The organism is Hydrogenophaga sp. FW305-3-2-15-A-LB1 (assembly GCF_058787875.1).
Genome location: NZ_JBYTAE010000056.1, coordinates 21,204 through 42,739, shown reverse-complemented (window position 1 = coordinate 42,739; position 21,536 = coordinate 21,204). Strand labels below are relative to the sequence as shown.

Below are 21,536 nucleotides of genomic sequence, written 5' to 3'. Positions count from 1 at the left end.
GCCTTCGCCATCCCCCCGCCCGCGCGGCGCGGCGCGCCCCGGCCCCGAGGTCGGCAACAGCAGGGTGATCGGAATGGGTTCGAGCCCCAACTGGCGGCGCAGGTCGGACCGCAGGGCTTCCACCAGGGGCTGGAAGTCGGGCGATTCGCCGCGCTTGAGCGCGGTGGCGCAGGCCGCGGCCAATTCGACCTGAGGCAGCGAGCCGAACAGCACGATCTCGGCCAGCGTTTCCTCCATCTGCGTCGCGTGCTCGACCGTGGCCGGCGAGAACGACCCCGCCAGCGCGCGGTACGCCGCCACCAGCGATTTCAGGCGCTCGGTTTCCTGGCGGTTCTCGCGCTGGCGCCGCTGCTGCACCCGCTGCATCACGAGCACGCGGATCACCAGCAGCACGATGGCGACGCCCAGCGAGGCCAGCAGGGTGAGTGGCAGGGCTCCCATGTCGGTCAGGTTCACGGTGCGGCCTCGGGCGCGGCCAGGGCTTGCTGCAGGCGCGCGCGCAGGGCTTCGTACTCGGGCCGGTGGCGGGCCTTGAGGCGCCGCAGGCCGGCCTCGACCATGTCCACCTGGGCCGCCGCGTCTTCGGCTTTGATGCGCTCGATCTCGGCCTGGATCTTCTGCAGCCGCTGGCGCGCCTCGCGGCCAGCCCGGGTGCGCGGCGGCGTCTGCGCGGCCATGTCGAGCAGCAGCTCGGTGATCAGCCCGAGCTGGCGACCATAGGTCGCCACCTCGAAAGCCTTGCGCTCGATCACCGGATCGCCCGACACGGTCTCGATGCCGTCAAAGAACCACTGGGTGCGGGGTTCGATGCGCTGCGCCACATCGCCGCTGAAGGGCAGCTGCAGCTGCGGCGCCCACAGAAAGAGCCAAGGGTACATGGGAGTCCTCCTGAAACACGGAGGACAGCTTACCCGCTCGGGCGCTCCCTGGGGGCGGGCGCGTCAGCGCAGGCCTTTCCACCAGCGCTGGTTCTGGCGCGGGCGGCCCAGCGTCAACACCTCGCCGATCTCCGGCGTGGCCAGGGGCAGGCCTTCCCGCTCGGCGATGTCGGCCACGCGGTCCATGGGGTCGTGCCAGGTGTGGAAACCCAGGTTGAAGGTGCTGTTGTGCACCAGGTACAGCTGCTTCGCCCGCAGGTCCTTGAAGGCCTGCACGGTCTCCTCGGGCGACATGTGGGCGGACGGCCAGTAGCTGTCGTAGGCCCCGTTTTCCAGCAGGGCGATGTCGATGGGGCCCAGGCGCTCGGCAATCGCCTTGAAACCCGCGAAATAACCCGAGTCGCCGCTGAAGAAGATGCGCTCGTCGCCACTCTGGATGAACCACGAGGCCCACAGCGTGCTGTTGCGGTCCCACAGCGTGCGCCCCGAGAAGTGGTGGGCCGGCGTGGCGGTGAGCTGCACCCCCGCGTGGCGGGTGCCCTGCCACCAGTCGAACTCCTGCACGCGCTGGGGGTCCACGCCCATGCCCTGCAGGCGCTCGCGCACGCCCAGGGGCACGAAGTAGCGCTGCACGCGCTCGCGCAGCGCCTCGATGGTGGCTTGATCCAGGTGGTCGTAGTGGTCGTGCGAGAGGATCAAGCCATCGATGGGCGGCAACTCGTCCAGCGACAGCGGCGGCGCGTGGAAGCGCTTCGGGCCGAGCCACTGCACCGGAGACGCGCGTTCGCTGAACACCGGATCGATCAGCCAGTAGCGGCCCTGCAGCTTGAGCAGGTGCGACGAATGGCCCAGGCGCACGATGTGGTTGGCCGCCGGGTCCAGCGCGTCGAGCGTGGCCCGGTCCAGGCGGCGAACCGGGATCGGGTCCAGCGGGACGGCGCCCACCGGGGTCTCGAACAGGAAGCGGCTCCAGATTTTCCAGCTGCCTTCGGTGGGGCGGTTGCTCGGGTCGGGCGGATTGCGGAACCGCCCGTCGTCGCCCCGCTGGGTCGAGGCCGGTGGGCGCTCGGCCTCACCGGCGCGAACGGCGGCGCAACCCGCGAACAGGCCGACAGAGGCCAGGATCAGGGAGCAGGAAACGGCCAGGTGCGACAGCAGGTGCATGAAGGGCTTCGGATGGATGAAACCCGTGCATGGTGCCTGCGCGGCGGGCCGGCGTCGAGGCCTGGCCGCGGATGTCCTCAACCCTCGCCGGGATCGCCGGATGCCATCAGCGCCGTGTAGCGGCGCTGCATCTCGTCCGTGGTCACGTCTTCGATGTGGTGGCCGATCAGCCAGCGGTGGCCGAAGGGGTCGCGCACGACGCCGGAGCGTTCGCCGTAGAACGCGTCCTGCGCCTCGCGCTCGAGCGTGGCCCCGGCCTTCAGGGCCTGCTCGATCATGCGGTCGGCGTTGTCCACGTGCAGGTGGATGGACACCGGGGTGGCGCCGATCGCCGAGGCCGAGCGGATGCCGTATTCCGGGTACTCGTCGCTGAGCATGACGGTCATCGGGCCAAAGGCCATCTCGGCGTGGCCGACGCGGCCGCTGGGCTCGGTGAGGCGGAATTTCTCGGTGGCGCCGAAGGCGTTGCGGTAGAACGCGATGGCGGCCTTCGCGTCGGACACGCAAAGGTAGGCGAACACTTCTTCGATCTTCATGGTTTCACCTCGGTGGACAGGAAGGGACAGGGTTCGCATCTTCCCCAGGCACCGCGCGGGCGTATAGAAAAAAATTGACCTCAGCCACCGCCCATCGGCAGGTGGTGGATGTCGGTCCCCATGCGCTGACGGTACGCCAGCGGCGTGACACCGCTGAAGGCCAGGAACTCGCGGTTGAAATGCGACTGGTCGCTGTAGCCCAGGTCCGCCGCCAGCGCCGCCAGGGACAGCGCGGGGTCCGAGCGCAGGACCGGCAGCACGCGCTGGAAACGCAGCACGCGCAGGTAGGTCTTGGGCGCCAGGCCCACGCCCTGGCGGAACAGCTGCAGGAAGCGGCGGTGGCTGAAACCGCTTTCCTGCACGGCGGCCGCCACCGACGCCCCACCCCGGAACTGCGCCAGCGCGCCGGCCACCGCGGGATGCAGGCCCTGCACGCGCGGCAGGCGCGCCGCGAGCGCGGCCTCGAACAGGGTCAATCGGTCCTTCGGCGAGCGCAGCGCCAGCAACCGCTCGCGCAGCCGATGCGCCTCAGCGCCCCACAGCGCGTCCAGCGGGGTGTGGCGTTCGGCCAGCTCGTCGGCGGTCACGCCACCGAACAGGCATTCGGCCGCACCGGGCCGCAGCACCGCGCCCACGGAGCAGGACGGCGCGAGCAACTCCCGCAGGTAGAACCGGGAGCGCATGCCGCCCACCAGCGACGGGGCCACCGTCTGCGCGCGGTCGCCGCTGCCGGCATCGGCGATGCGCAGCGGGTGGTCGGACAGCCGGATGACGAGGTGCATCGCCCCGCTGGGCAAGGCGTGCTCGCGCCACGGCGTGGCGCAGCGCGCCTCGCCCGGGTCCTCGCTCGCCCACAGCTGCGCCACGAAAGGGCGCAGGGCGGGCGAAGGCAGGCGTTGCAGCGACATGGTGAACGGCGGTTGTACCCCATCGCCCCCGCGCGCTCAAGGCGCCGGCCGTCAGGCGGCGGCGGTCGGGCTCAGCAGCGCGTCCAGGCGGCGCAGACCGGCCACGGTCTGCAGACAGGCCTGCGCGGCCTCGGTGCCCTTGACGGCGAAGTGCCGCAGGAAGTACTTGCGGTGCTCGGCGTGTTCGTGGAAGTGGTGCGGCGTGAGCACGGCCGAGATCATCGGCACGCCGGTGTCGAGCTGCACGTCCATGAGCGCCTGCACCACCGTCTGCGAGACGAAGTCGTGGCGGTAGATGCCCCCATCGACCACCAGCGCGCTGCCGACGACGGCGGCGTAGCGGCCGGAGCGGGCCAGGCGCTGGGCATGCAGCGGGATCTCGAAGGCGCCGGGCACGTCGAACACGTCGATGGCGTCGGCGCCGAAGCCGCCTTGCGCCATTTCGGCGAAGAAGGCATCGCGCGCCTGGTGCACGATGTCGGCGTGCCAGGACGCCTCGACGAACGCGAAGCGCAGGCCGGCGGGCAGGTGGAGGTGGTGGGAAGACTCGGTCTGATTCATGGTGTCCTCGGAAAAAGGAGGGGCCAACAAATCAGGGCGCACAAGCGCACGCGCCACCGGCGCGCGGGCGCGCACGGGGGTGCCTGGCTCGCGCTCTCTTTCATCCGGACTGTCAAGCGGGTCGGTCAGACCCGCTTCTTACCGTCGGTCCCGGGATCTCACCGGGTCTGCTGACCCCACGCGCCGGACGAACCGGCGCCTGGGCGCTCGCGGCACTCGTGCGGTCGTGTCGCCACGCCGCCATCACCGCCGGTGGGGAGTTTCACCCCGCCCTGAGAACGCTTGTGTCCGGCACGCGGCCGGACCCGACGAATTCTAGGCAGTGCCGAAATCCCGCGCTGTCGCACGGGTACCAACCCGTCAGGCCGTGACGATCCAGCCTTCGAGCGGGTCGAACACCGGCAGGCCCCAGCGTGGCAGACCGGCGCGGTGCTGCTGCTCGGCCCAGGCCGCCTGCAGCAGGCAGAGCACGGCGTCCAGCCGGTCGCCGCTGGCGTCGTCGGCCAGCGCGTCGCGCTGGGCGTGCGTGAGCCGCAGGCGCAGGCCCACGGCCTGCAGCAGCGGGGCCTGGCCGTTCTCCAGCGCGTTGATCAGCGTCTTGCGCGCGATCAGGCGCTCGGGCGTCTGCTTGGCCTTGTCGTCGCTCTTGTACGAGACCGTGCCCAGCACGCTGCGCGCGAGCAGGCCCGGGTAGGCCTCCAGCCCCACGCGGCTGCCGTCGCCCTCGAACAAGCCCGGCAGCGTGACGCCGGCGGCGATCAGGCGCGGCACGCCGGCGTGCAGCATGAAGGCCACCGGCGGGTTGACCCATTTCATGCTCGGGCTGGAGCCGGCCGGCCCGTCGGTGGCGCGGTGCGCGAACTTGCCGCCCACCGGCCGCGCATCGCAGAAGGCGGCGAAGGCCTCGCGGATCGCCTCTCGGCTCAGGCCCTCGTAGTGCGCCATGCAGGCCGCCCAGTCGGTCGGCCAGCCCAGGGTGGTGACCAGTTCGCGCGGCAGGCCGAACGGCAGGTCGAAACCGCCTACCCACCGGCCCGATGCCCCCAGGCGCTGGCTCCAGGCGTCGAGCGTCTCGAAGTGCTCCACGCCCTCGAGCACCACGCGGCCCCGGTCGGCGCGTCCCACGGCCAGCGTGATGGGTTTGCGCCGGCTCGGTGCGCTGCTGAAGTCGCAGCCCAGCAGCTGGAAGGCCGCCGTGTCGCTCACACTGCCCATTTCAACCCAGGGCCAGCGCGGTCACGCCGGCGGCGATGCACAGGGCGCCGAGGATGCGCGCCGCGCGGTCGCCCTCGCCCAGCAGGTGGCCACCGATCAGCGCCGCGAACAGCATGGACACCTCGCGCGCGGGCGCCACATGCGACAGCGGCGCCTCGCGCATGGCGTAGAGCACCAGCACATAGGCGATGGGGCTGACCACGGCCACCAGCAGCGCGTAGCGCCACTGCACGCGCCACAGCTGCCGCGCGGTGGGCAGGTCGCGCAGCACGGCGGGGGCGAGCAGGCCCAGGCGCACGAAGTTGCCCATGTAGTCGATCAGGATGGGCGACATCAGCAGCATCTTGACCGCGTAGCCGTCCACCACCGTGTAGGCCGCGATGAACACGCCCGTGAGCACGCCGTAGACCATGCCCTTGTGCACGCGGCGGCGCGCCACCGGATCGTGCGCGGCGCGCAGCAGGCCCGGGCCGCCGGCGATCAGGAACACACCGCCCACCACCCCCGCGATGCCCAGGGCGCCCAGCGCCGAAATGCGCTCGCCCAGAAACACGATGGCCACCAGCGAAGACAGCAGCGGCCCCGAGCCGCGCGCCATCGGGTAGACCACGGTGAGATCCGCCTTGCGGTAGCCGCGCAACAGGATCACGTAGTAGAAGACGTGCAGCACGCCGCTGGCGACCACGAAACCCCATTCGGTCGCGCCCCAGCGCGGCACCTCCTCGCGGCCCAGCCACCAGCCCAGCGGCGCCCAGACCAGCATCATGAGGAAGGCGTTGAAGAAGGCGAAGCGCGCGTCGCCCGCGGCCTTCTTGGCGACGATGTTCCAGCCGGCGTGGATCAGGCCGGCCAGCACGATGAGACAGAACGCGTTCAGCGACATGCAGTGGAGAAATCAAACTCAAGGGGCGCCGAGGGTCCGGCTCCGCCGGCCCAAGGTGCCGTCCCCCCTCGAAGCGCCGAAGGCGCGCCACGGAGGGGGGAAGCCGCGCAGCGGCGCAGGGGGGAGATCCTCAAGCTCTGCCGATGATGCTGGCTGTGGCCATCAACTCTTCGAGAAGAGCCAGCGACACCCGACCCGAGACGGCGTAGGGGTCGAACTCAGGGCGTTCGGAGTACTTCAGCACGATGGAGGTGTTGAGCTTGGAGAGGTTGACCTGGCCCATGGTCCAGCCACCGAAGCGGCGCTCGGTGATCTCTTCGTAGTGCAGCAGCACCACCTCGGTGTGGCGCGGGTCGGCCACGATGTGGCTGTAGAGGCCGTTCACCGCGTTGCGGCCGCCCTCGATGGCCTGCAGGAACACGCCGCCGCCGTAGCAGAGCACACCGGTGATGCCGTTGCCCAGGTTGTGCGAGCGCGACGACTCCAGGATGGATTCGATGGCTTTGGCGCAGTCCTTGTCGACAGCGCGGCTGACGTAGAGCAGGCGTACCAGCATGATGGGCCTCAGGATTGACGGGGGATGAGGGCGAGGAATTCGCGGCGCAGGTTGGGGTCCTTGAGGAACACGCCGCGCATGACCGAGTTGATCATCTTGCTGTTCATGTCCTTCACGCCGCGCCAGGCCATGCAGTAGTGGCTGGCTTCCATCACCAGCGCCAGGCCGTCGGGCTGGGTCTTTTCCTGGATCAGGTCGGCCAGCTGCACCACGGCCTCTTCCTGGATCTGCGGGCGGCCCATGATCCACTCGGCCAGGCGCGCGTACTTGGACAGGCCGATCACGTTGGTGTGCTCGTTGGGCATCACGCCGATCCAGATCTTGCCGATGACCGGGCAAAAGTGGTGGCTGCAGGCGCTGCGCACGGTGATCGGGCCGACGATCATCAGCTCGTTGAGGTGCTCGGCGTTGGGGAACTCGGTGATGCTCGGGGCCTTCACGTAACGGCCGTTGAACACCTCCTTGAGGTACATCTTGGCCACGCGGCGCGCGGTGTCGCCGGTGTTGTGGTCGTTCTCGGTGTCGATGACCATGGCATCGAGCACGCCCTGCATCTTCTCGGTCACTTCGTCGAGCAGCTTCTCCAGCTCGCCGGGCTGGATGAACTCGGCGATGTTGTCGTTGGAGTGGAAACGCTGGCGCGCGGCCTTCACGCGCTCGCGGATCTTGACGGAAACGGGCACGCCGTGGTCGTCGTCAGGGGGGGCTGCGGGGGTCATGTCGGATGCGGTTTTCGTCAGCATTGGGGCATGCTAACACCGGACCTCCCGGGGGTACCCGGCCTGGGGGCATTGGGCGCCGGGCCTCAGCCGGCCTTGCTGGCCAGCAGTTGCTCGAGGTCTTGCAGGGTGTTGGCCTCGTGCAGCGGCTTGTCGTCGCGGATGCGCTGCATGCGCGGAAAGCGCAGCGCCACGCCGCTCTTGTGGCGCGAACTGCGTGCGATGCCCTCGAACGCCAGCTCGAACACCAGCGTGGGCCGCACGCTGCGCACCGGGCCGAACTTCTCCAGCGTGTTCTGGCGGATCACCGCATCGACCGCTTTGAACTCCTCGTCGGTCAGGCCCGAATAGGCCTTGGTGAAGGCCACCAGCTGCAGGCCCTCGGGATCGGCCGGGCGGCGCTGCGCGATCGCCTCGACCACCGCCTGCGCCTCGGCGGCGTCCACCGGGGGACGGTTCCACACCGCGAAGGTGTAGTCGGTGTAGACCGAGGCGCGGCGGCCGTGGCCGGCCTGGGCGTAGATCAGCACGCCATCGATCGTCAGCGGATCGATCTTCCATTTCCACCACGCCAGCAGACCCGGGCCGTCGCCGCGTTTCTGCCGGCCGGTGCCGTAGGCGCTGTCGCGGTGCTTGAGCATCAGGCCCTCCACGTCGAGCGTCCGCGCCTGCGCGCGCCAGCGGGCCAGCGTGGCCCAGTCCCCGCCCGGGACCCGGGGCGAGAGCCACAGGCGCGGGCCCGGCGTGGCGTTGAGCGTGGCGGCCAGGGCTTCCAGGCGCAGGCGGCGTTCGTGCTGCGGCACCTGGCGCAGGTCGTCGTGGCCGGCCTCGAGCAGGTCGTAGGCCATGAAACCGACCGGCGCCTCGGCCAGCACCTTGGGGCCCAGGGTCTTGCGGCCGATGCGCTGCTGCAGCAGGGCGAAGGGTGCGGGGCCGCCCGGTCTCTCGCTGCCGGGTAGTCGGGGCGTGACCGGGTCGCCGTCGTCCCAGACCAGGATTTCGCCGTCCAGCACGGTGCCGTCCGGCCAGCGCTGCGCGAGCGCCTGCAGCTCGGGGAAGCGCTCGCTCATCAGTTCCTCACCGCGCGACCACACCCACACCTGCCCGGCGCGTTTGACGATCTGGCCCCGGATGCCGTCGAACTTCCACTCGGCCAGCCAGTCGCTCGCGGGGCCCAGGCGGGCCTCCATGGTCTGGGCCGTGCCCGCGCTCGCGATCTCCATGGCCAGGAGATCGCCGTCCGCCTCCGCGTTCAACGGACTGGCCAGGAAGAACGGATAGGGCTGGCTCGGGTCGCGCCCGCCCCGCGCCTCGCCTGCCGGCTCGGCCGGCGCCACCAGCGCGCGGTACAGCGCGGGCGTGGGCGAGCGTTTGCTGTCGGTGAAGCCCATCATGCGCGCGGCCACCAGCTTGGCGTCCAGCCCGGCGTGCGCGGCGATCGCGCGCTGCACCAGCAGCTTGCTCACGCCGACGCGAAAGCCTCCGCCCACCAGCTTGACGAGCAGGAAACGCCCCGCGGCGTCGAGCTCGCGCCACCAGGCGCCCAGGGCCATGGCCACGGCCTCGTCCCCTTGCCCGCGCAGGGGCAGCAGCCGCTCTTCCATCCACTCGCTCAACCGGGTCTGCATGCCTTCGGCCTGTGGCGGCAGGGGCAACACCAGCGCGATGGTCTCGGCCAGATCGCCCACCGCCTGGTAGCTGGCCTCGAACAACCACTCCGGCAGGCCCGAGGCGGCGATCGCCTGCGCGCGCAATTGCGCCGTCTTGATGAGCTGGCGCGGCTTCCCGCCGGCCAGGAAGTACACCGCCCAGGCCGCGTCGGCGTCGTCCACCTCGGCCAGGTAACGGCGCAGCGCGGCGACCTTGGCGTTGGTCGCGGTGGTCGCGTCCAACTCGTTGAACAGGGCCGCGAAGCGTTTCATGCGCCGGTGGCCTCGGTCTCGTCGCCGTACTCGGTGTCGAAGCTCTCGGCCTGCAGGCCCTGCTCCTGCAGGTAACGCACCAGCACCGGCACGCTGCCGTGCGTGACGATGACCCGCTCGGCCCCGCTGGCGCCGATGGCGCTGAGCAGGCCGGGCCAGTCGGCATGGTCGCTGAGCACGAAGCCGCGGTCCAGGCCACCGCGCCGCCGCCAGCCGCGCACCTGCATCCAGCCACTGGCGAAGGCGTCGGAGAAATCGCCGAAGCGCTTGATCCAGGGCGTGCCCAGGGCGGAGCCCGGGCACAGCACCAGCGCGCGGCGGAAGGTGGCGGGGTCGCTCACGTCGCTCACCTGCAGCGTGTCGGGCAGCGCAACGCCGGCGGCGCGGTAGGCGCGGTTCAGCGGTTCGACCGCGCCATGGCACACGATGGGACCGATGGACGCGTCCACCCCGGCGAGGATGCGCTGCGCCTTGCCCAGGCTGTAGCAGGAGAGCACGCTGGCGCGGCCGGTCTCGGCGTTGTCCTGCCACCAGCGGTTGATCTCGCCGAACAGCTCGGCATCGGAGCGCCAGCGGTAGATCGGCAGGCCGAAGGTGGACTCGGTGATGAAGACGTCGCAGCGCACCGGTTCGAAGGGCGCGCAGGTGCGGTCGGGCACGGCGCCGGCCGGCGTGGTGCGGTAGTCGCCGCTGGCCACCCACACGCGCCCCTGGTGCTCCACCCTCACTTGCGCCGAACCCAGCACGTGGCCGGCCGGGTGCAGAGAGATGCGCACGCCGTGGTGCTCCACCGTCTCGCCGTAGGCAAGCCCTTGAAGGTGGATGTCAGCCCCCAGCCGCGCGCGCAGCAGGCCTTCGGACACCGCCGTGGCCAGGTAGTGCGCGTGGCCGGTGCGCGCGTGGTCGGCATGGGCGTGGGTGATGACGGCGCGCTCCACGCGGCGCCAGGGATCGATGTAGAAGTCGCCGGGCGGGCAATACAGCCCTTCGGGGCGCTGGACGATCAGGTCGTCGGGCATGTGGCTGGCTCTAGTAGCGGTGGCCCGTCACGAACAACGTGATCCGCATGACAGCGAAGGCGACTCGGTCGAGCTGCCGCTGCACCCAGGGGCGCCGATTCAGGGCGCCCGTGTCGAGCAACTGGCCGGTGTGCTGCACCAGACCATCGAGGTAGCTGTGCAGCAGGCCGGAGAAGCGGCGGTCGTTGGTCATCACGTTGGCCTCGCGCGCCAGCAGCATGGACAGCGGATCGAGGTTGGTGGAACCCACGGTGGACCAGCGCCGGTCCACCACCGCCACCTTGGCGTGCAGCGCGCTGGGCGCGTACTCGTGGATCTCGATGCCCGCGTTCACCAGCCGCTGGTACACCGGGCGCGCCGCGCGGTACTGCAGGAAATGCTCGTAGCGCCCCTGCAGCAGCAGGCGCACGCGCACGCCGCGCGCGGCGGCCATCGTGAGCGCGCGGCGCAGCTTGCGCCCGGGAATGAAATAGGCGTTGGCGATCACCACCTCCTGGCGCGCCTCGCCGATGGCCTTCAGGTAGGCGCGCTCGATGTCGTGCCGGTGGGTCACGTTGTCGCGCAGCAGCAGCGTGGCGCGCGCGCCGTCCACCCCCAGCGGCGACGGCGCGGATTCGCCGTAAGGGCCTTCCACCCTGGCATCCTCCTGGGCCTCGGCCAGGGCTTCGATCTTCTGCAGCAGACGGGAGAAATCGCCCACCGGGCGCGAGGCCCGCAGCGCGTCCCACGCGGCCTTGAACTCGCGCTGGCGCACGCGCCGCGCGGCCAGGGTGCGCCACCAGAGCTGTTCCATGGTGTCGACCATGTCCTCCACCAGCGGGCCGGCCACGCGCAGCGCGAAGTCCAGCCGGGGCGCGGTCAGGCGGCCGAGCGCCACGTCGTCCTGGTCGTCGATGATGTTGATGCCGCCGCAGAAGCCCACCACGCCGTCGACCACGCAGAGCTTGCGGTGCAGGCGGCGCCAGTTGCGCGGCACCAGCAGGCCGAGCCGGCCCAGCGGGGCGTAGATGCGCATCACCACGCCGGCTTCGGCGAAGCGGCGCTGCCACTCCTGGGGCACCACGGGCGTGCCCACGCCGTCGATGAGCAGGCGCACCACCACGCCGCGCCGCGCCGCGCGCTCCAGGGCCTCGGCCACGCCCAGGGCCGAGCCGGCGAACTCGAAGATGTAGGTCTCCAGATGCACCACCATGCGCGCCGCGTCCATCGCTTCGATCAGGGCGGGGAAGAACTCCACGCCGCCCTGCAGCAACAGCAGCTGGTGGCCCCTTCGCATGGGCGCGTGCCGCGCGCTCGCGGAACGAAGGGGTGCCGCGCTCACAGTTCGAGCTCGGCGATCAGGGGCAGGTGGTCCGACATGCGCGACCACACCCGGCCGTGCGGCACGTGGGCCGAGACCGGCCGCAGGCCGCGCGCGAAGATGCGGTCCAGGTGCAGCAGCGGCAGGCGCGACGGGTATGTGGCCAGGCGGATGCCCTCGAAGGTGCGCAGATCCAGGGCCGCCATGGGCCGCAGCAGCTGCGCGCCCCAGTCGTTGAAGTCGCCCGCCACCACCAGCGGCGCGCTCGGCGGCACGGCGGTGGCGATGTACTCGCCCAGGCGCTGCACCTGGCGCTCGCGGCTGGCGTGGATCAGCCCCAGGTGCACCACCACCACGTGCACATCGACGCCCTCGACCAGCAGCTGCACGTGCAGCAGGCCGCGCTGCTCGAAACGGTGGTCCGACACGTCGGAGTGTTTGGTGTCGATCACCGGCCAGCGCGAGAGCAGCGCATTGCCGTGTTCGCCGTGGCGCGTGATCGCGTTGGTCCGGTAGACCGATTCGTAGCCTTCGGGGGAGAGGTAACCCGCCTGATCGAGCTCGGGCCAGCGGGTGAAGTGTTTTTCGAGCTTGCGGTTGTGGCGCCGCACCTCCTGCAGGCACACGATGTCGGCGTCGAACTGTTCCACCGCGTGGGCGATGTTGTGGATCTCCAGCCGGCGCCCTGGCCCGAGGCCTTGCACACCCTTGTGGATGTTGTAGGTCGCGATCCTGACGATGCTCATGGGCAAATCATGCCACCAAGGCGGGGCAGCCAGGCGATCGCTTCGGCGTTGGATGGCGAGAAGCAGCGTTCGGCAGCCTGCGCCCAGGGCAGCCACACCTGGTTGCGGTGTTCGCGTGGGCTCAGCCGCACCGGCACCGCGCGGGGAATGCACAGGCCGAACAGGTGCTCGGTGTTGTGCGTGACGCCCGGCGCGTAGCGGTGCCGCCACTGCGGGTAGATCTCGTACACGTTTTCCAGCCCCCAGTCGCTCAGCACGTGGCCGGGCGCATGGGCATCAAGGCCGGTCTCTTCCTGCACCTCGCGCGCCGCCGTGGCCTCGAAGCCCTCGGCCTCGGTGTCCTTGGAGCCGGTGACCGATTGCCAGAAACCGGGCGCATCGGCGCGCTCGATCAGCAACACCTCCAGCGCCGGGGTGTGAATCACCACCAGCACCGATTGCGGAATCTTCACGGGACGAACAGGTGGGTTCAGCGCCGTGGGGACGGCGGTTTCGCGCCGACCCCGCGAAGGCCCTGCACGAACTTCCAGGCCGACCACAGCCGCATGCCGAAGCTGGCCGCACGGCGCGGGCGCCACACGGCCAGCAGCAGGCTGCCGGCGGTGGCGATCAAGGGGTTGCCGCGCAACCACAGCAGGGCGTCCTGCAGGCGGTCCACCCAGGTCAGCGCGGGCTGCACCGCCTGCAACTCGGTGGTGATCTGCCGACGAAGCTGCTGCGAGCGCAGCACCAGCCGCTCCCGCCGCATCGCCAGCACGACCGCACGCGGGTTCAAGCGTCCTCCTTGGCGGCGCGCAGACCCTCACGGTCCTGCCTGAGTTCCTCGACGCTGGCCGAGAACAGGTAGGTGCCGGAGCGCACGCGCTCCCGCGCCAGCCAGGCGGCCACGCCGCCGGTGACGAGGAACAGCCCGGTGAAGATGCCCAGCGCCAACAGGCGGTGGGTGTCCCAAAGGGCCACGGTGATCAGCAGCGCCAGCAGCACCACGCCCAGGCTGAGGAAGGCCACGGCCACGGCGCCATAGACCAGCAGCGCGCCGACGCGCAGCACCTCTTCCTGGGCTTCGATGCTGAACAGCTCCAGCCGGATCTGCACCAGTTCCAGGACCGTGGAGGCCAGTCCCCGGAGAGACGACGAAAAACGCTGCGGCGTGGCCATGGCGCGGGCGGCCCCGATCAGCGGCGGCTGATGAGCAGGCCGACCAGCAGGCCCACACCGGCGGCGGCGCCGATCGCGGACCAGGGGTTTTCGTGCACGTAGTCGTCGGTGGCGCGGGCCATCTCCAACGTCTTTTCCTTGATGGCCTCCTCGGCATCCGCCAACTTGTGGCGGGCGTCGCGCAGGTTCTCGTTGATGCGGTCGCGCAGTTCCACCACCTTGCCTTCGGTCTGGTGGGCCGTGGCCTGCATCAGTTCTTCGGCGTCGGTGATCACGCGCTGGAGGTCGGCCACGAGCTTGTCCTTGCCATCGAGGGCGGTCGTACGAATCTTGGGCATGAGGGACTCCTTTTCAAAAGGCCATGTTACCCCGAAGGAATGGCGATGTTTGAAGGCAGATCACTGCAATCAGCGCATTGATACAAGAAAAAGGGGCGCACTCGGCGCCCCTTTCGGAGGTGTCCTACAGACAGGCTCGTCAGGCGGATTTCGCCAGGTCCACGTTGCGCAGACGGATGTGCAGCTCGCGCAGTTGCTTCTCGTCCACCGGGCTGGGGGCCTGGGTCAGCAGGCACTGGGCGCGCTGGGTCTTGGGGAAGGCGATCACGTCGCGGATGGACTCGGCACCGGTCATGAGGGTGACGATGCGGTCCAGGCCGAAGGCCAGGCCGCCGTGGGGCGGCGCGCCGTACTGCAGCGCGTCCAGCAGGAAGCCGAACTTGAGCTGGGCTTCCTCGGGCGTGATCTTGAGCGCGTCGAACACCTTCTGCTGCACGGCCGCGGTGTGGATGCGGACGGAACCGCCGCCGATCTCCCAGCCGTTGAGCACCATGTCGTAGCCCTTGGCGATGCACTTCTCGGGCGCGGTCACCATCCAGTCCTCGTGGCCGTCCTTCGGCGCGGTGAAGGGGTGGTGCACCGCGGTCCAGCGGTCGGCTTCCTCGTCGTGCTCGAACATCGGGAAGTCCACCACCCACATGGGCGCCCAGCGGTCTTCGAACAGGCCATTCTTCTTGCCCAGTTCGCTGTGACCGATCTTCAGGCGCAGCGCGCCGATGGCGTCGTTGACCACCTTGGCCTTGTCGGCGCCGAAGAAGATGATGTCGCCGTTCTGCGCGCCGGTGCGCGAGAGGATGTCGGCCACGGCCTTGTCGTGCAGGTTCTTCACGATCGGGCTCTGCAGGCCATCGCGGCCCTGGGCGGCGTCGTTGACCTTGATCCAGGCCAGGCCCTTGGCGCCGTAGATCTTCACGAACTCGGTGTAGGCGTCGATCTCGCTGCGGCTCAGGTCGGCGCCGCCGCGCACGCACAGCGCGACCACGCGACCACCCTTCATGGTGGCGGGTGCCGAGAAGACCTTGAAGTCCACGTCGCCCATCACGTCGGTGAGTTCGGTGAACTCCAGCTTCACGCGCAGGTCGGGCTTGTCGGAGCCGAAGCGATGCATGGCTTCGCTGTAGGCCATGATGGGGAACTCGCCCAGGTCCACGCCCAGCGTGTTCTGGAACACCGTCTTGATCATGCCCTGGAACATGTCACGGATGTCTTCCTCGGTCAGGAACGAGGTTTCGATATCGATCTGGGTGAACTCGGGCTGGCGGTCGGCACGCAGGTCTTCGTCGCGGAAGCACTTGGTGATCTGGTAGTAGCGGTCGAAGCCGGCCACCATCAGCAGCTGCTTGAACAGCTGGGGCGATTGCGGCAACGCGAAGAAGTGGCCGTCGTGCACGCGGCTGGGCACGAGATAGTCGCGCGCGCCTTCGGGCGTGCTCTTGGTCAGCATCGGGGTTTCGATGTCGATGAAACCGTTGGCGTCGAGGAACTTGCGCACTTCCATGGCCACGCGGTAGCGCAGCATCAGGTTGTTCTGCATGTAGGGGCGGCGCAGGTCGAGCACGCGGTGCGTGAGGCGCGTGGTCTCCGACAGGTTCTCGTCGTCGAGCTGGAACGGCGGCGTCACCGAGGCGTTGAGCACCTTCAGTTCGTGGCACAGCACCTCGATCTGGCCGCTCTTGAGCTTGTCGTTGGTGGTGCCCGCGGGGCGCGCGCGCACCACGCCGGTGACCTGCACACAGAACTCGTTGCGCACGTCCTCGGCGGTCTTGAACATCTCGGCGCGATCGGGGTCGCAGACCACCTGCACATAGCCTTCGCGGTCGCGCAGGTCGATGAAGATCACGCCACCGTGGTCGCGGCGGCGGTTGACCCAGCCGCACAGCTGAACGGTTTGGCCCAGTTGGGCTTCGGTCACCAGACCGCAATAGTGGGTACGCATCGCCATTTCGACTCTTCTTTCAACAGGTTCGCGGACAGGCCCGCGGGAGAACATTCAGGAGGCTTCGGTGATGGCGCCATCGGCGGCCACCTTGAAGTGCGGGTTCTTCGGCCCGCCGGGCACGATCACGCCCATGGAGACGACGTAGGTGAGCGCTTCGTCCACGCTCATCTGCAGCTCCACGCAGGCGCTCTTGCGCACCATCACGAAGTAGCCACCCGTGGGGTTGGGCGTGGTGGGCACGTACACGCTGAAGAACTCATCGTGCTCGGCGCCGCCGGGCATGGACTGGAGGTGGGTCAGGACGTCGCCCGCGGGGGAGCCGGTGAGGAAGGCGATGGTCCACATGCCTTCGTGCGGCCATTGCACCAGCATGGCCTTGCGAAAGGCGTTGCCCTTCTCGGAGAACAGCGTGTCGGAGACCTGCTTGACGCCCGAATAGATCGAGCGCACCACCGGGATGCGGTGCAGCATGGCGTGCCACCAGCTCACCAGCTTGTTGCCGATGATGTTGGACGCCAGCGCGCCGATGGACAGCACGACGACCAGGGCGAACAGCACGCCCAGGCCCGGGATGTGCACCCCCAGCAGCTGATCGGGCTGCCAGCTCGTGGGCAGGATGCGCAAGGTCTGGTCGAGCGTGCTCACCACCCACTCCAGCACCCAGAGGGTGATGATCAGGGGCACCAGGACCAGCAGGCCCGAGAGCAGCCATTTGCGCAAGGAAGGCATCAGGACAGGCTCAGGTGGAGGACGCGGGCGGGCTGGCGGGCGCCGTTGCCGGCGCGGGCGCGGCGGCCGGTGCCGGGGCGGCGGAGGCATCGGCCTTGGCCGGTGCGGGGGCCGCGGCGTCGCCGGCCGTGGCGGGCGCGGTCGTGGTGGCGGGCTTGTTGCCTTCGCGGAAGTCGGTCACGTACCAACCCGAGCCCTTGAGCTGGAAACCGGCCGCCGTCAGCTGCTTCTTGAAGCTGGCCTGGCCGCAGGCCGGGCAGACAGTGAGCGGATCGTCGGAGATTTTCTGCAGCACGTCCTTGGCATGGCCGCAGGACTCGCACTTGTAGGCATAGATAGGCATGGCGTGGACCGGAATGAGGGCTGGAGCGCCTCGGGGAATCGGACCCCGGAGGGCGCCGGACGTTCCCGTGCGGGACGTGGAACAAAACCCGTCATTATAAATTGAGGGTGTGTCCCGCGTGCGCCGGGCGTCGGCGCCCGGCGGCCCCCACCTACCAGAGCCGGACCCGCACCAGCACCTGCATGACGATCAGGCCCAGCACGAAGCCGACGCCGCCGTAGATGATGCTCTGCAGCAGGCGGTTGGTGCGGCGCTGCTCGGCCACCAGGGTGTCGAGTTCGCGCCGCAGTTCGTGTGGCTTGTGCTGCAGGTAGTCGTGCAGCAGGCGCGGCAGCGCCGGCAGCAGCTTGGCGTACTGCGGCGCCTCGGCCTTGAGTTGCTGCAGCAGCTTCTGCGGGCCGACCTGCTCCACCATCCATTTCTCCAGGAACGGCTTGGCCGTGCTCCAGAGGTCGAGTTCGGGGTCGAGCTGGCGCCCGAGGCCCTCGATGTTGAGCAGGGTTTTCTGCAGCAGCACGAGCTGGGGCTGGATTTCCACGTGGAAGCGGCGCGAGGTCTGGAACAGCCGCATCAGCACCATGCCGAGCGAGATTTCCTTCAGCGGACGGTCGAAATAGGGTTCGCACACCGCGCGGATGGCCGATTCGAGCTCGTCCACCCGCGTTTCGGCGGGCACCCAGCCCGATTCGATGTGCAGCTCGGCCACGCGCTTGTAGTCGCGCCGGAAGAAGGCGGTGAAGTTCTGCGCCAGGTATTCCTTGTCGAACTCGGTGAGCGTGCCCACGATGCCGAAATCGAGCGAGATGTAGCGCCCGAAGGTGGCCGGGGCGGTGCTGACCTGGATGTTGCCCGGGTGCATGTCGGCGTGGAAGAAGCCGTCGCGGAACACCTGGGTGAAGAAGATGGTGACGCCATCGCGCGCGAGCTTGGGAATGTCCACGCCCAGGGCACGCAGCTCCTCGACCCGGTTGATGGGGGTGCCGTGCATGCGCTCCATCACCATCACCTCGGTGTGGCAGTAGTCCCAGAGCATTTCCGGGATCAGCACCAGGTCCAGCCCCTGCATGTTGCGGCGCAGTTGGGCCGCGTTGGCGGCTTCGCGCAGCAGGTCCAGCTCGTCGTGCAAGTATTTGTCGAACTCGGCGACCACCTCGCGCGGCTTGAGGCGCTTGCCGTCGGCCGACAGCCGCTCGACCCAGCCGGCCATCATGCGCATGAGGCTGAGGTCCTTGTCGATCACCGGGCGCATGTTCGGGCGCAGCACCTTCACCGCGACCTCGCGCCCACCGTGGCGGCCGTCCAGCAGGGTGGCGAAATGCACCTGGGCCACGGAGGCGCTGGCCACCGGCACCTGTTCGAAATGCGAGAACACCGAGGACAGCGGTTTGCCGAAGGCGCGCTCGATGCTGGCGACCGCAACTTCGCTGGGGAACGGCGGCACCCGGTCCTGCAGGCGCGCGAGTTCGTCGGCGATGTCGGGCGGCAGCAGGTCGCGCCGCGTCGACAGCACCTGGCCGAACTTCACGAAGATCGGGCCCAGGCGCTCCAGGGCCTCGCGCAGGCGGGCACCGCGCGGCGCGTCCAGGTTGCGGCCGATGGAGACGATGCGGGTGAGCAGGCGAATGGCCGGGCGCTCGAAGCTGGAGAGCACCAGCTCGTCCAGGCCGTAGCGCAACACCACCCAGACGATGAAGGCGCCGCGGAAGAGCCGGCTCATGCCGCGGTTCCGTCGGCGCGCGGAGGCACCGACGCATCGCCACCGGCGGCCGCGCGCGGCGCACGGCCGGCTGGCAGGCGCTCCACGAAGGCCTTGACGGCCTGGGCCGCCGACTGAGCGAAGCGCGCCAGCGTGTGGGCAGTGGCGTCACCGACGATGCGGGAAAGGTCTTCCTCCACGTCCCAGCGCACGTTGTCCACCAGCCAGGCCACCTCGGCGGCGAGTTGCACGTCGCCCTGGATGTCCACGCCCGGTTTCTGGCCGGCGAGCACGCTCTGGGCCAACGCCAGCGGCGAGCGCTGGGTGAGCGTGACGCTCAGTTCGGGCGTCGCATCGGGTGCACAGCGCTCCAGCAGGCCGGCGGCGCTGGGTGCGAGCGTGAGGTGGAAATCGCCCCACTGGATGCGCACGGGTTTGCCCTTCTGGCGGCGCAGGCGGTCCTGGGCCGCTTTTTCCTGCATCAGCACGTGGTTGAGGAACAGCACCACGCGGTTCTGCAATTCGTCCACCACCCATTCGGGCGGGCGGATCGCGCCGAGCAGCGATTGCAGGAAGCTCAAGGGGGCGGCGGCCGCACCGGCCCCGGAAGAAGAATCGGGTGGTTCATTTTTCATGACCACCCGATTTTGACGGATAAAGCGCGAGGCACGGCGTCAGCGTGCATCAGCCGGGCTGGCGAGGCAGCCCCTGCGGCGTCACTGCAGCGCTTGCACGCCCGCCACCAGCCAGCCACCCGGGCCGTTCTTCGGGCGGGTGATGTTCCAGACTTCGCGGAACGGGTTGGGACCGGCGGACGCTTCCTCGCGGATGAGACCGGAGAATTCGACACTGGCCATGTACTCGCCCTGCAGTTCCTCGATGCCGAGCAACTGCGCGTCCAGCATGACGACCTCGGTCTTGTTGGCGCCACTCCGGGCCTGCTCGCGCTCGGCCAGCTGGCCGCGGATCTGCTGGAGCATGTCGTCGGTCATCATCGCGCGCAGCGCGGGGATGTCGGAACGGTCCCAGGCATCCTGCAGGCTCACGAAGTTGGCTTTGGAGGCCTTGAGGAAGCCCTCGGCATCAAAACCGGCGGGAACGCCCCAGCTCTGGCTGCCGCCGAGCGCCGAACCGATCATGGAACCGCCGACGGGGCGGTGGGAGTGGTCCAGCGCGGCCGGGCCGCTGCGCTCCCAGGGCCGGGCCGAGGCGTCGTTGCCGACGTTCTGCGGGCTGTAGCTGCGCGGCGTGGCCGGGTCGTACTGCGACTGGCCGGCCGGGCCGGCGCCCTGGTAGGCCATGCCACCCGGAGCAGCCGCCGCAGGCGCGCGGCGGCGCATCACCATGCCGATCACCGCCATGACCACCATCGCCAGCAGGGCGAACAGCAGGATCTGGCCAAAGGCTTCGCCCAGGCCCAGAGAAGAGGCCAGCCAGGCCAGGCCCAGGCCGGCGGCCAGGCCCCCGAGCATGGCGCCCCAGGGGCGCTTGGGCGCCGCGGCGGCGGCGGCCGGATTGGCGGTGGCCGGACGGGCCGCCGCCGCATTCTGGGCAGGCGCCTGCTGCGGCGCGGCCTGCTGGGACGGCGGCGCGCTGCTGCGCTGCGTCACGTTGCCCGACTGCTTGCCGAACGACGCGCCACCGCCCATGCGCTTGGCCCACACATCCTGGGTGCCCAGCGCCATCGCGAACACCAGCAACACCGACCACAACTTGTTCATGCTTTTGCCTCCTTCAAACAACAGAAAACCTGAAAAACCATTCAACACTTGATGCCCATGTGCAACGCCACCACCCCGGCGCTGAGGTTGTGCACGTCCACATGGCCGAATCCGGCTGTGCGCATCATCTGCCGCAACTCTTCCTGCCCCGGGTGCATGCGGATGGACTCCGCGAGGTAGCGGTAGCTGCTCTCGTCGTTGGCCACCAGCTTGCCCAACTTGGGCAGCACATTGAACGAATACCAGTCATAAGCCTTCTCGAGCGGTTTCGCCACCCGGGAAAACTCCAGCACCAGCAATTTGCCCCCCGGCTTGAGGGTCCGATGCATTTCGGCCAGTGCAAGTTCCTTGTGCGTCATGTTGCGCAGGCCGAAAGCCACTGAAACAAAATCGAACGACTCGTTGGCGAACGGCAGTTTCTCGGCGTCGCACACCATGGTGGGCAGCACCACGCCCAGGTCCAGCAGGCGCGAGCGGCCCTCGCGCAGCATGGCTTCGTTGATGTCGGTGTGCACCACGCGGCCGGTGGGGCCCACCTTGCGGGCAAACGCCAGCGAGAGGTCGCCGGTGCCACCGGCGATGTCGAGCACCTGCTGGCCCGGCTGCGGGTTGGCCACGGTGATGGTGTAGCGCTTCCAGAGGCGGTGCAGCCCGGCCGACATGAGGTCGTTCATCACGTCGTACTTGGGCGCGACCGAGTCGAACACGCTGCGCACGCGCTGCGCCTTCTCGCCTTCGTCGACGGTCTTGAAACCGAAATGGGTGGAGGCCATGGTGGAATTTCCTCGCTTCAGTGGCTGCCGCAGGCGTGGCCGCCCTTGTCCGGCATGGGGGCGTCGCGCTCCACGCCGGCGGCCTGCAGACGTTCCAGGTACTCGGCCCACAGGTCGGCCTGCTTCGAACCCAGAAAATACAGGTAGTCCCAGGAGAAGATGCCCGAGCTGTGGCCGTCGGAGAAGGTGGGCTGCACCGCGTAGTTGCCGACCGGCTCCAGCGCCACGACGCCGACCTCGCGCTTGCCGGTCTGCAGCACCTCCTGGCCCTTGCCATGGCCCTGCACCTCGGCCGAAGGGGAATAGACCCGCATCAGCTCGAACGGGATCTTGAATTCGCGGCCGTCGGAAAAGCCGATTTCCAGCACCCGCGACTGCTGGTGCAGGGTGATCGACTGCGGCGAGGGGGTGTTCTTGTCGAGGCCGGCCATG

The 21,536-nt window shown here is 69.3% G+C and carries 26 protein-coding genes and 1 riboswitch; all 26 genes read right to left on the bottom strand.

Annotated features, from left to right (window positions below; translation table 11 throughout):
- Positions 1-456: preprotein translocase subunit YajC (locus AC3WPZ_RS17685; RefSeq protein ID WP_492440785.1), on the bottom strand; the 456-nt coding region annotated here is incomplete at its 3' end.
- Positions 453-878, bottom strand: coding sequence for a hypothetical protein (locus AC3WPZ_RS17680; RefSeq protein WP_492440783.1), 426 nt, complete (start codon positions 876-878; stop codon positions 453-455). The genes AC3WPZ_RS17680 and AC3WPZ_RS17685, both read right to left, overlap by 4 nt.
- Before the next feature lie 63 nt (positions 879-941).
- Entirely contained in the window at positions 942-2,042 is a 1,101-nt protein-coding gene (locus tag AC3WPZ_RS17675) for an MBL fold metallo-hydrolase (protein WP_492440781.1), read from the bottom strand.
- Between the two features lie 77 nt (positions 2,043-2,119).
- Positions 2,120-2,578, bottom strand: coding sequence for a VOC family protein (locus AC3WPZ_RS17670; RefSeq protein WP_382323398.1), 459 nt, complete (start codon positions 2,576-2,578; stop codon positions 2,120-2,122).
- Positions 2,579-2,658: 80 nt separating this feature from the next.
- Entirely contained in the window at positions 2,659-3,486 is an 828-nt protein-coding gene (locus tag AC3WPZ_RS17665; protein ID WP_492440779.1) for a helix-turn-helix domain-containing protein, read from the bottom strand.
- Between the two features lie 51 nt (positions 3,487-3,537).
- The gene (locus tag AC3WPZ_RS17660; RefSeq protein ID WP_382323396.1) at positions 3,538-4,047 is read right to left on the bottom strand and encodes a 6,7-dimethyl-8-ribityllumazine synthase; all 510 of its coding nucleotides are present in this window, start codon (positions 4,045-4,047) and stop codon (positions 3,538-3,540) included.
- An 88-nt stretch (positions 4,048-4,135) separates the two neighbouring features.
- Positions 4,136-4,331, bottom strand: a riboswitch (FMN riboswitch).
- Positions 4,332-4,407: 76 nt separating this feature from the next.
- Positions 4,408-5,262: a DUF429 domain-containing protein gene (locus tag AC3WPZ_RS17655; RefSeq protein ID WP_382323395.1), complete on the bottom strand. Its 855-nt coding sequence runs from the start codon at positions 5,260-5,262 to the stop codon at positions 4,408-4,410.
- A gap of 1 nt (position 5,263) precedes the next feature.
- Entirely contained in the window at positions 5,264-6,145 is an 882-nt protein-coding gene (locus tag AC3WPZ_RS17650) for an EamA family transporter (RefSeq protein WP_444688419.1), read from the bottom strand.
- A 130-nt stretch (positions 6,146-6,275) separates the two neighbouring features.
- On the bottom strand, positions 6,276-6,701 hold the full coding sequence (locus AC3WPZ_RS17645) for a BLUF domain-containing protein (RefSeq protein WP_382161236.1): 426 nt from the start codon (positions 6,699-6,701) through the stop codon (positions 6,276-6,278).
- Positions 6,702-6,709: 8 nt separating this feature from the next.
- Positions 6,710-7,444 carry a GTP cyclohydrolase I gene (gene folE, locus AC3WPZ_RS17640; protein WP_444688420.1) on the bottom strand — a complete coding sequence of 245 codons (735 nt, stop codon included), beginning with the start codon at positions 7,442-7,444 and terminating at the stop codon, positions 6,710-6,712.
- Between the two features lie 62 nt (positions 7,445-7,506).
- Positions 7,507-9,342, bottom strand: a complete 1,836-nt coding sequence (locus AC3WPZ_RS17635; RefSeq protein ID WP_382323392.1) for an ATP-dependent DNA ligase — start codon at positions 9,340-9,342, stop codon at positions 7,507-7,509.
- A complete protein-coding gene (locus AC3WPZ_RS17630; protein ID WP_444688421.1) occupies positions 9,339-10,361 on the bottom strand; it encodes a ligase-associated DNA damage response exonuclease in 1,023 nt (340 codons plus the stop codon). Before AC3WPZ_RS17630 ends, AC3WPZ_RS17635 begins: the two co-directional genes overlap by 4 nt.
- A gap of 10 nt (positions 10,362-10,371) precedes the next feature.
- Entirely contained in the window at positions 10,372-11,637 is a 1,266-nt protein-coding gene (gene clsB, locus AC3WPZ_RS17625) for a cardiolipin synthase ClsB (protein ID WP_382323391.1), read from the bottom strand.
- Between the two features lie 41 nt (positions 11,638-11,678).
- The gene (locus AC3WPZ_RS17620; protein WP_291114956.1) at positions 11,679-12,407 is read right to left on the bottom strand and encodes an endonuclease/exonuclease/phosphatase family protein; all 729 of its coding nucleotides are present in this window, start codon (positions 12,405-12,407) and stop codon (positions 11,679-11,681) included.
- Positions 12,404-12,859, bottom strand: a complete 456-nt coding sequence (nudB, locus tag AC3WPZ_RS17615) for a dihydroneopterin triphosphate diphosphatase (protein WP_444688423.1) — start codon at positions 12,857-12,859, stop codon at positions 12,404-12,406. The genes AC3WPZ_RS17620 and nudB overlap by 4 nt, the downstream gene beginning before the upstream one ends.
- A 17-nt stretch (positions 12,860-12,876) precedes the next feature.
- On the bottom strand, positions 12,877-13,182 hold the full coding sequence (locus AC3WPZ_RS17610; RefSeq protein ID WP_382323389.1) for a YqjK family protein: 306 nt from the start codon (positions 13,180-13,182) through the stop codon (positions 12,877-12,879).
- Positions 13,179-13,565, bottom strand: a complete 387-nt coding sequence (locus AC3WPZ_RS17605; protein WP_382161255.1) for a phage holin family protein — start codon at positions 13,563-13,565, stop codon at positions 13,179-13,181. The genes AC3WPZ_RS17610 and AC3WPZ_RS17605 overlap by 4 nt, the downstream gene beginning before the upstream one ends.
- A gap of 17 nt (positions 13,566-13,582) precedes the next feature.
- Complete coding sequence (locus tag AC3WPZ_RS17600) at positions 13,583-13,903, bottom strand: ElaB/YgaM/YqjD family protein (RefSeq protein WP_382323387.1); 321 nt, start codon at positions 13,901-13,903, stop codon at positions 13,583-13,585.
- A gap of 139 nt (positions 13,904-14,042) precedes the next feature.
- A complete protein-coding gene (gene aspS, locus AC3WPZ_RS17595; RefSeq protein WP_492440775.1) occupies positions 14,043-15,845 on the bottom strand; it encodes an aspartate--tRNA ligase in 1,803 nt (600 codons plus the stop codon).
- Between the two features lie 48 nt (positions 15,846-15,893).
- Positions 15,894-16,571 (bottom strand): DUF502 domain-containing protein, encoded by a 678-nt coding sequence (locus tag AC3WPZ_RS17590; protein WP_382161264.1) that lies wholly within the window; start codon positions 16,569-16,571, stop codon positions 15,894-15,896.
- Positions 16,572-16,581: 10 nt separating this feature from the next.
- Positions 16,582-16,914 (bottom strand): FmdB family zinc ribbon protein, encoded by a 333-nt coding sequence (locus AC3WPZ_RS17585; protein WP_382161267.1) that lies wholly within the window; start codon positions 16,912-16,914, stop codon positions 16,582-16,584.
- A gap of 151 nt (positions 16,915-17,065) precedes the next feature.
- Positions 17,066-18,631, bottom strand: coding sequence for a ubiquinone biosynthesis regulatory protein kinase UbiB (gene ubiB, locus AC3WPZ_RS17580; RefSeq protein WP_382161270.1), 1,566 nt, complete (start codon positions 18,629-18,631; stop codon positions 17,066-17,068).
- On the bottom strand, positions 18,628-19,245 hold the full coding sequence (locus tag AC3WPZ_RS17575; protein WP_382323386.1) for a hypothetical protein: 618 nt from the start codon (positions 19,243-19,245) through the stop codon (positions 18,628-18,630). The genes ubiB and AC3WPZ_RS17575 overlap by 4 nt, the downstream gene beginning before the upstream one ends.
- Before the next feature lie 81 nt (positions 19,246-19,326).
- Positions 19,327-20,331 carry a Tim44 domain-containing protein gene (locus tag AC3WPZ_RS17570; RefSeq protein WP_382161276.1) on the bottom strand — a complete coding sequence of 335 codons (1,005 nt, stop codon included), beginning with the start codon at positions 20,329-20,331 and terminating at the stop codon, positions 19,327-19,329.
- 41 nt (positions 20,332-20,372) lie between these two features.
- Positions 20,373-21,104 (bottom strand): bifunctional demethylmenaquinone methyltransferase/2-methoxy-6-polyprenyl-1,4-benzoquinol methylase UbiE, encoded by a 732-nt coding sequence (ubiE, locus tag AC3WPZ_RS17565; RefSeq protein ID WP_444688425.1) that lies wholly within the window; start codon positions 21,102-21,104, stop codon positions 20,373-20,375.
- A 17-nt stretch (positions 21,105-21,121) separates the two neighbouring features.
- Entirely contained in the window at positions 21,122-21,535 is a 414-nt protein-coding gene (locus AC3WPZ_RS17560; protein ID WP_382323384.1) for a gamma-butyrobetaine hydroxylase family protein, read from the bottom strand.
- Between the last annotated feature and the right edge of the window lies 1 nt (position 21,536).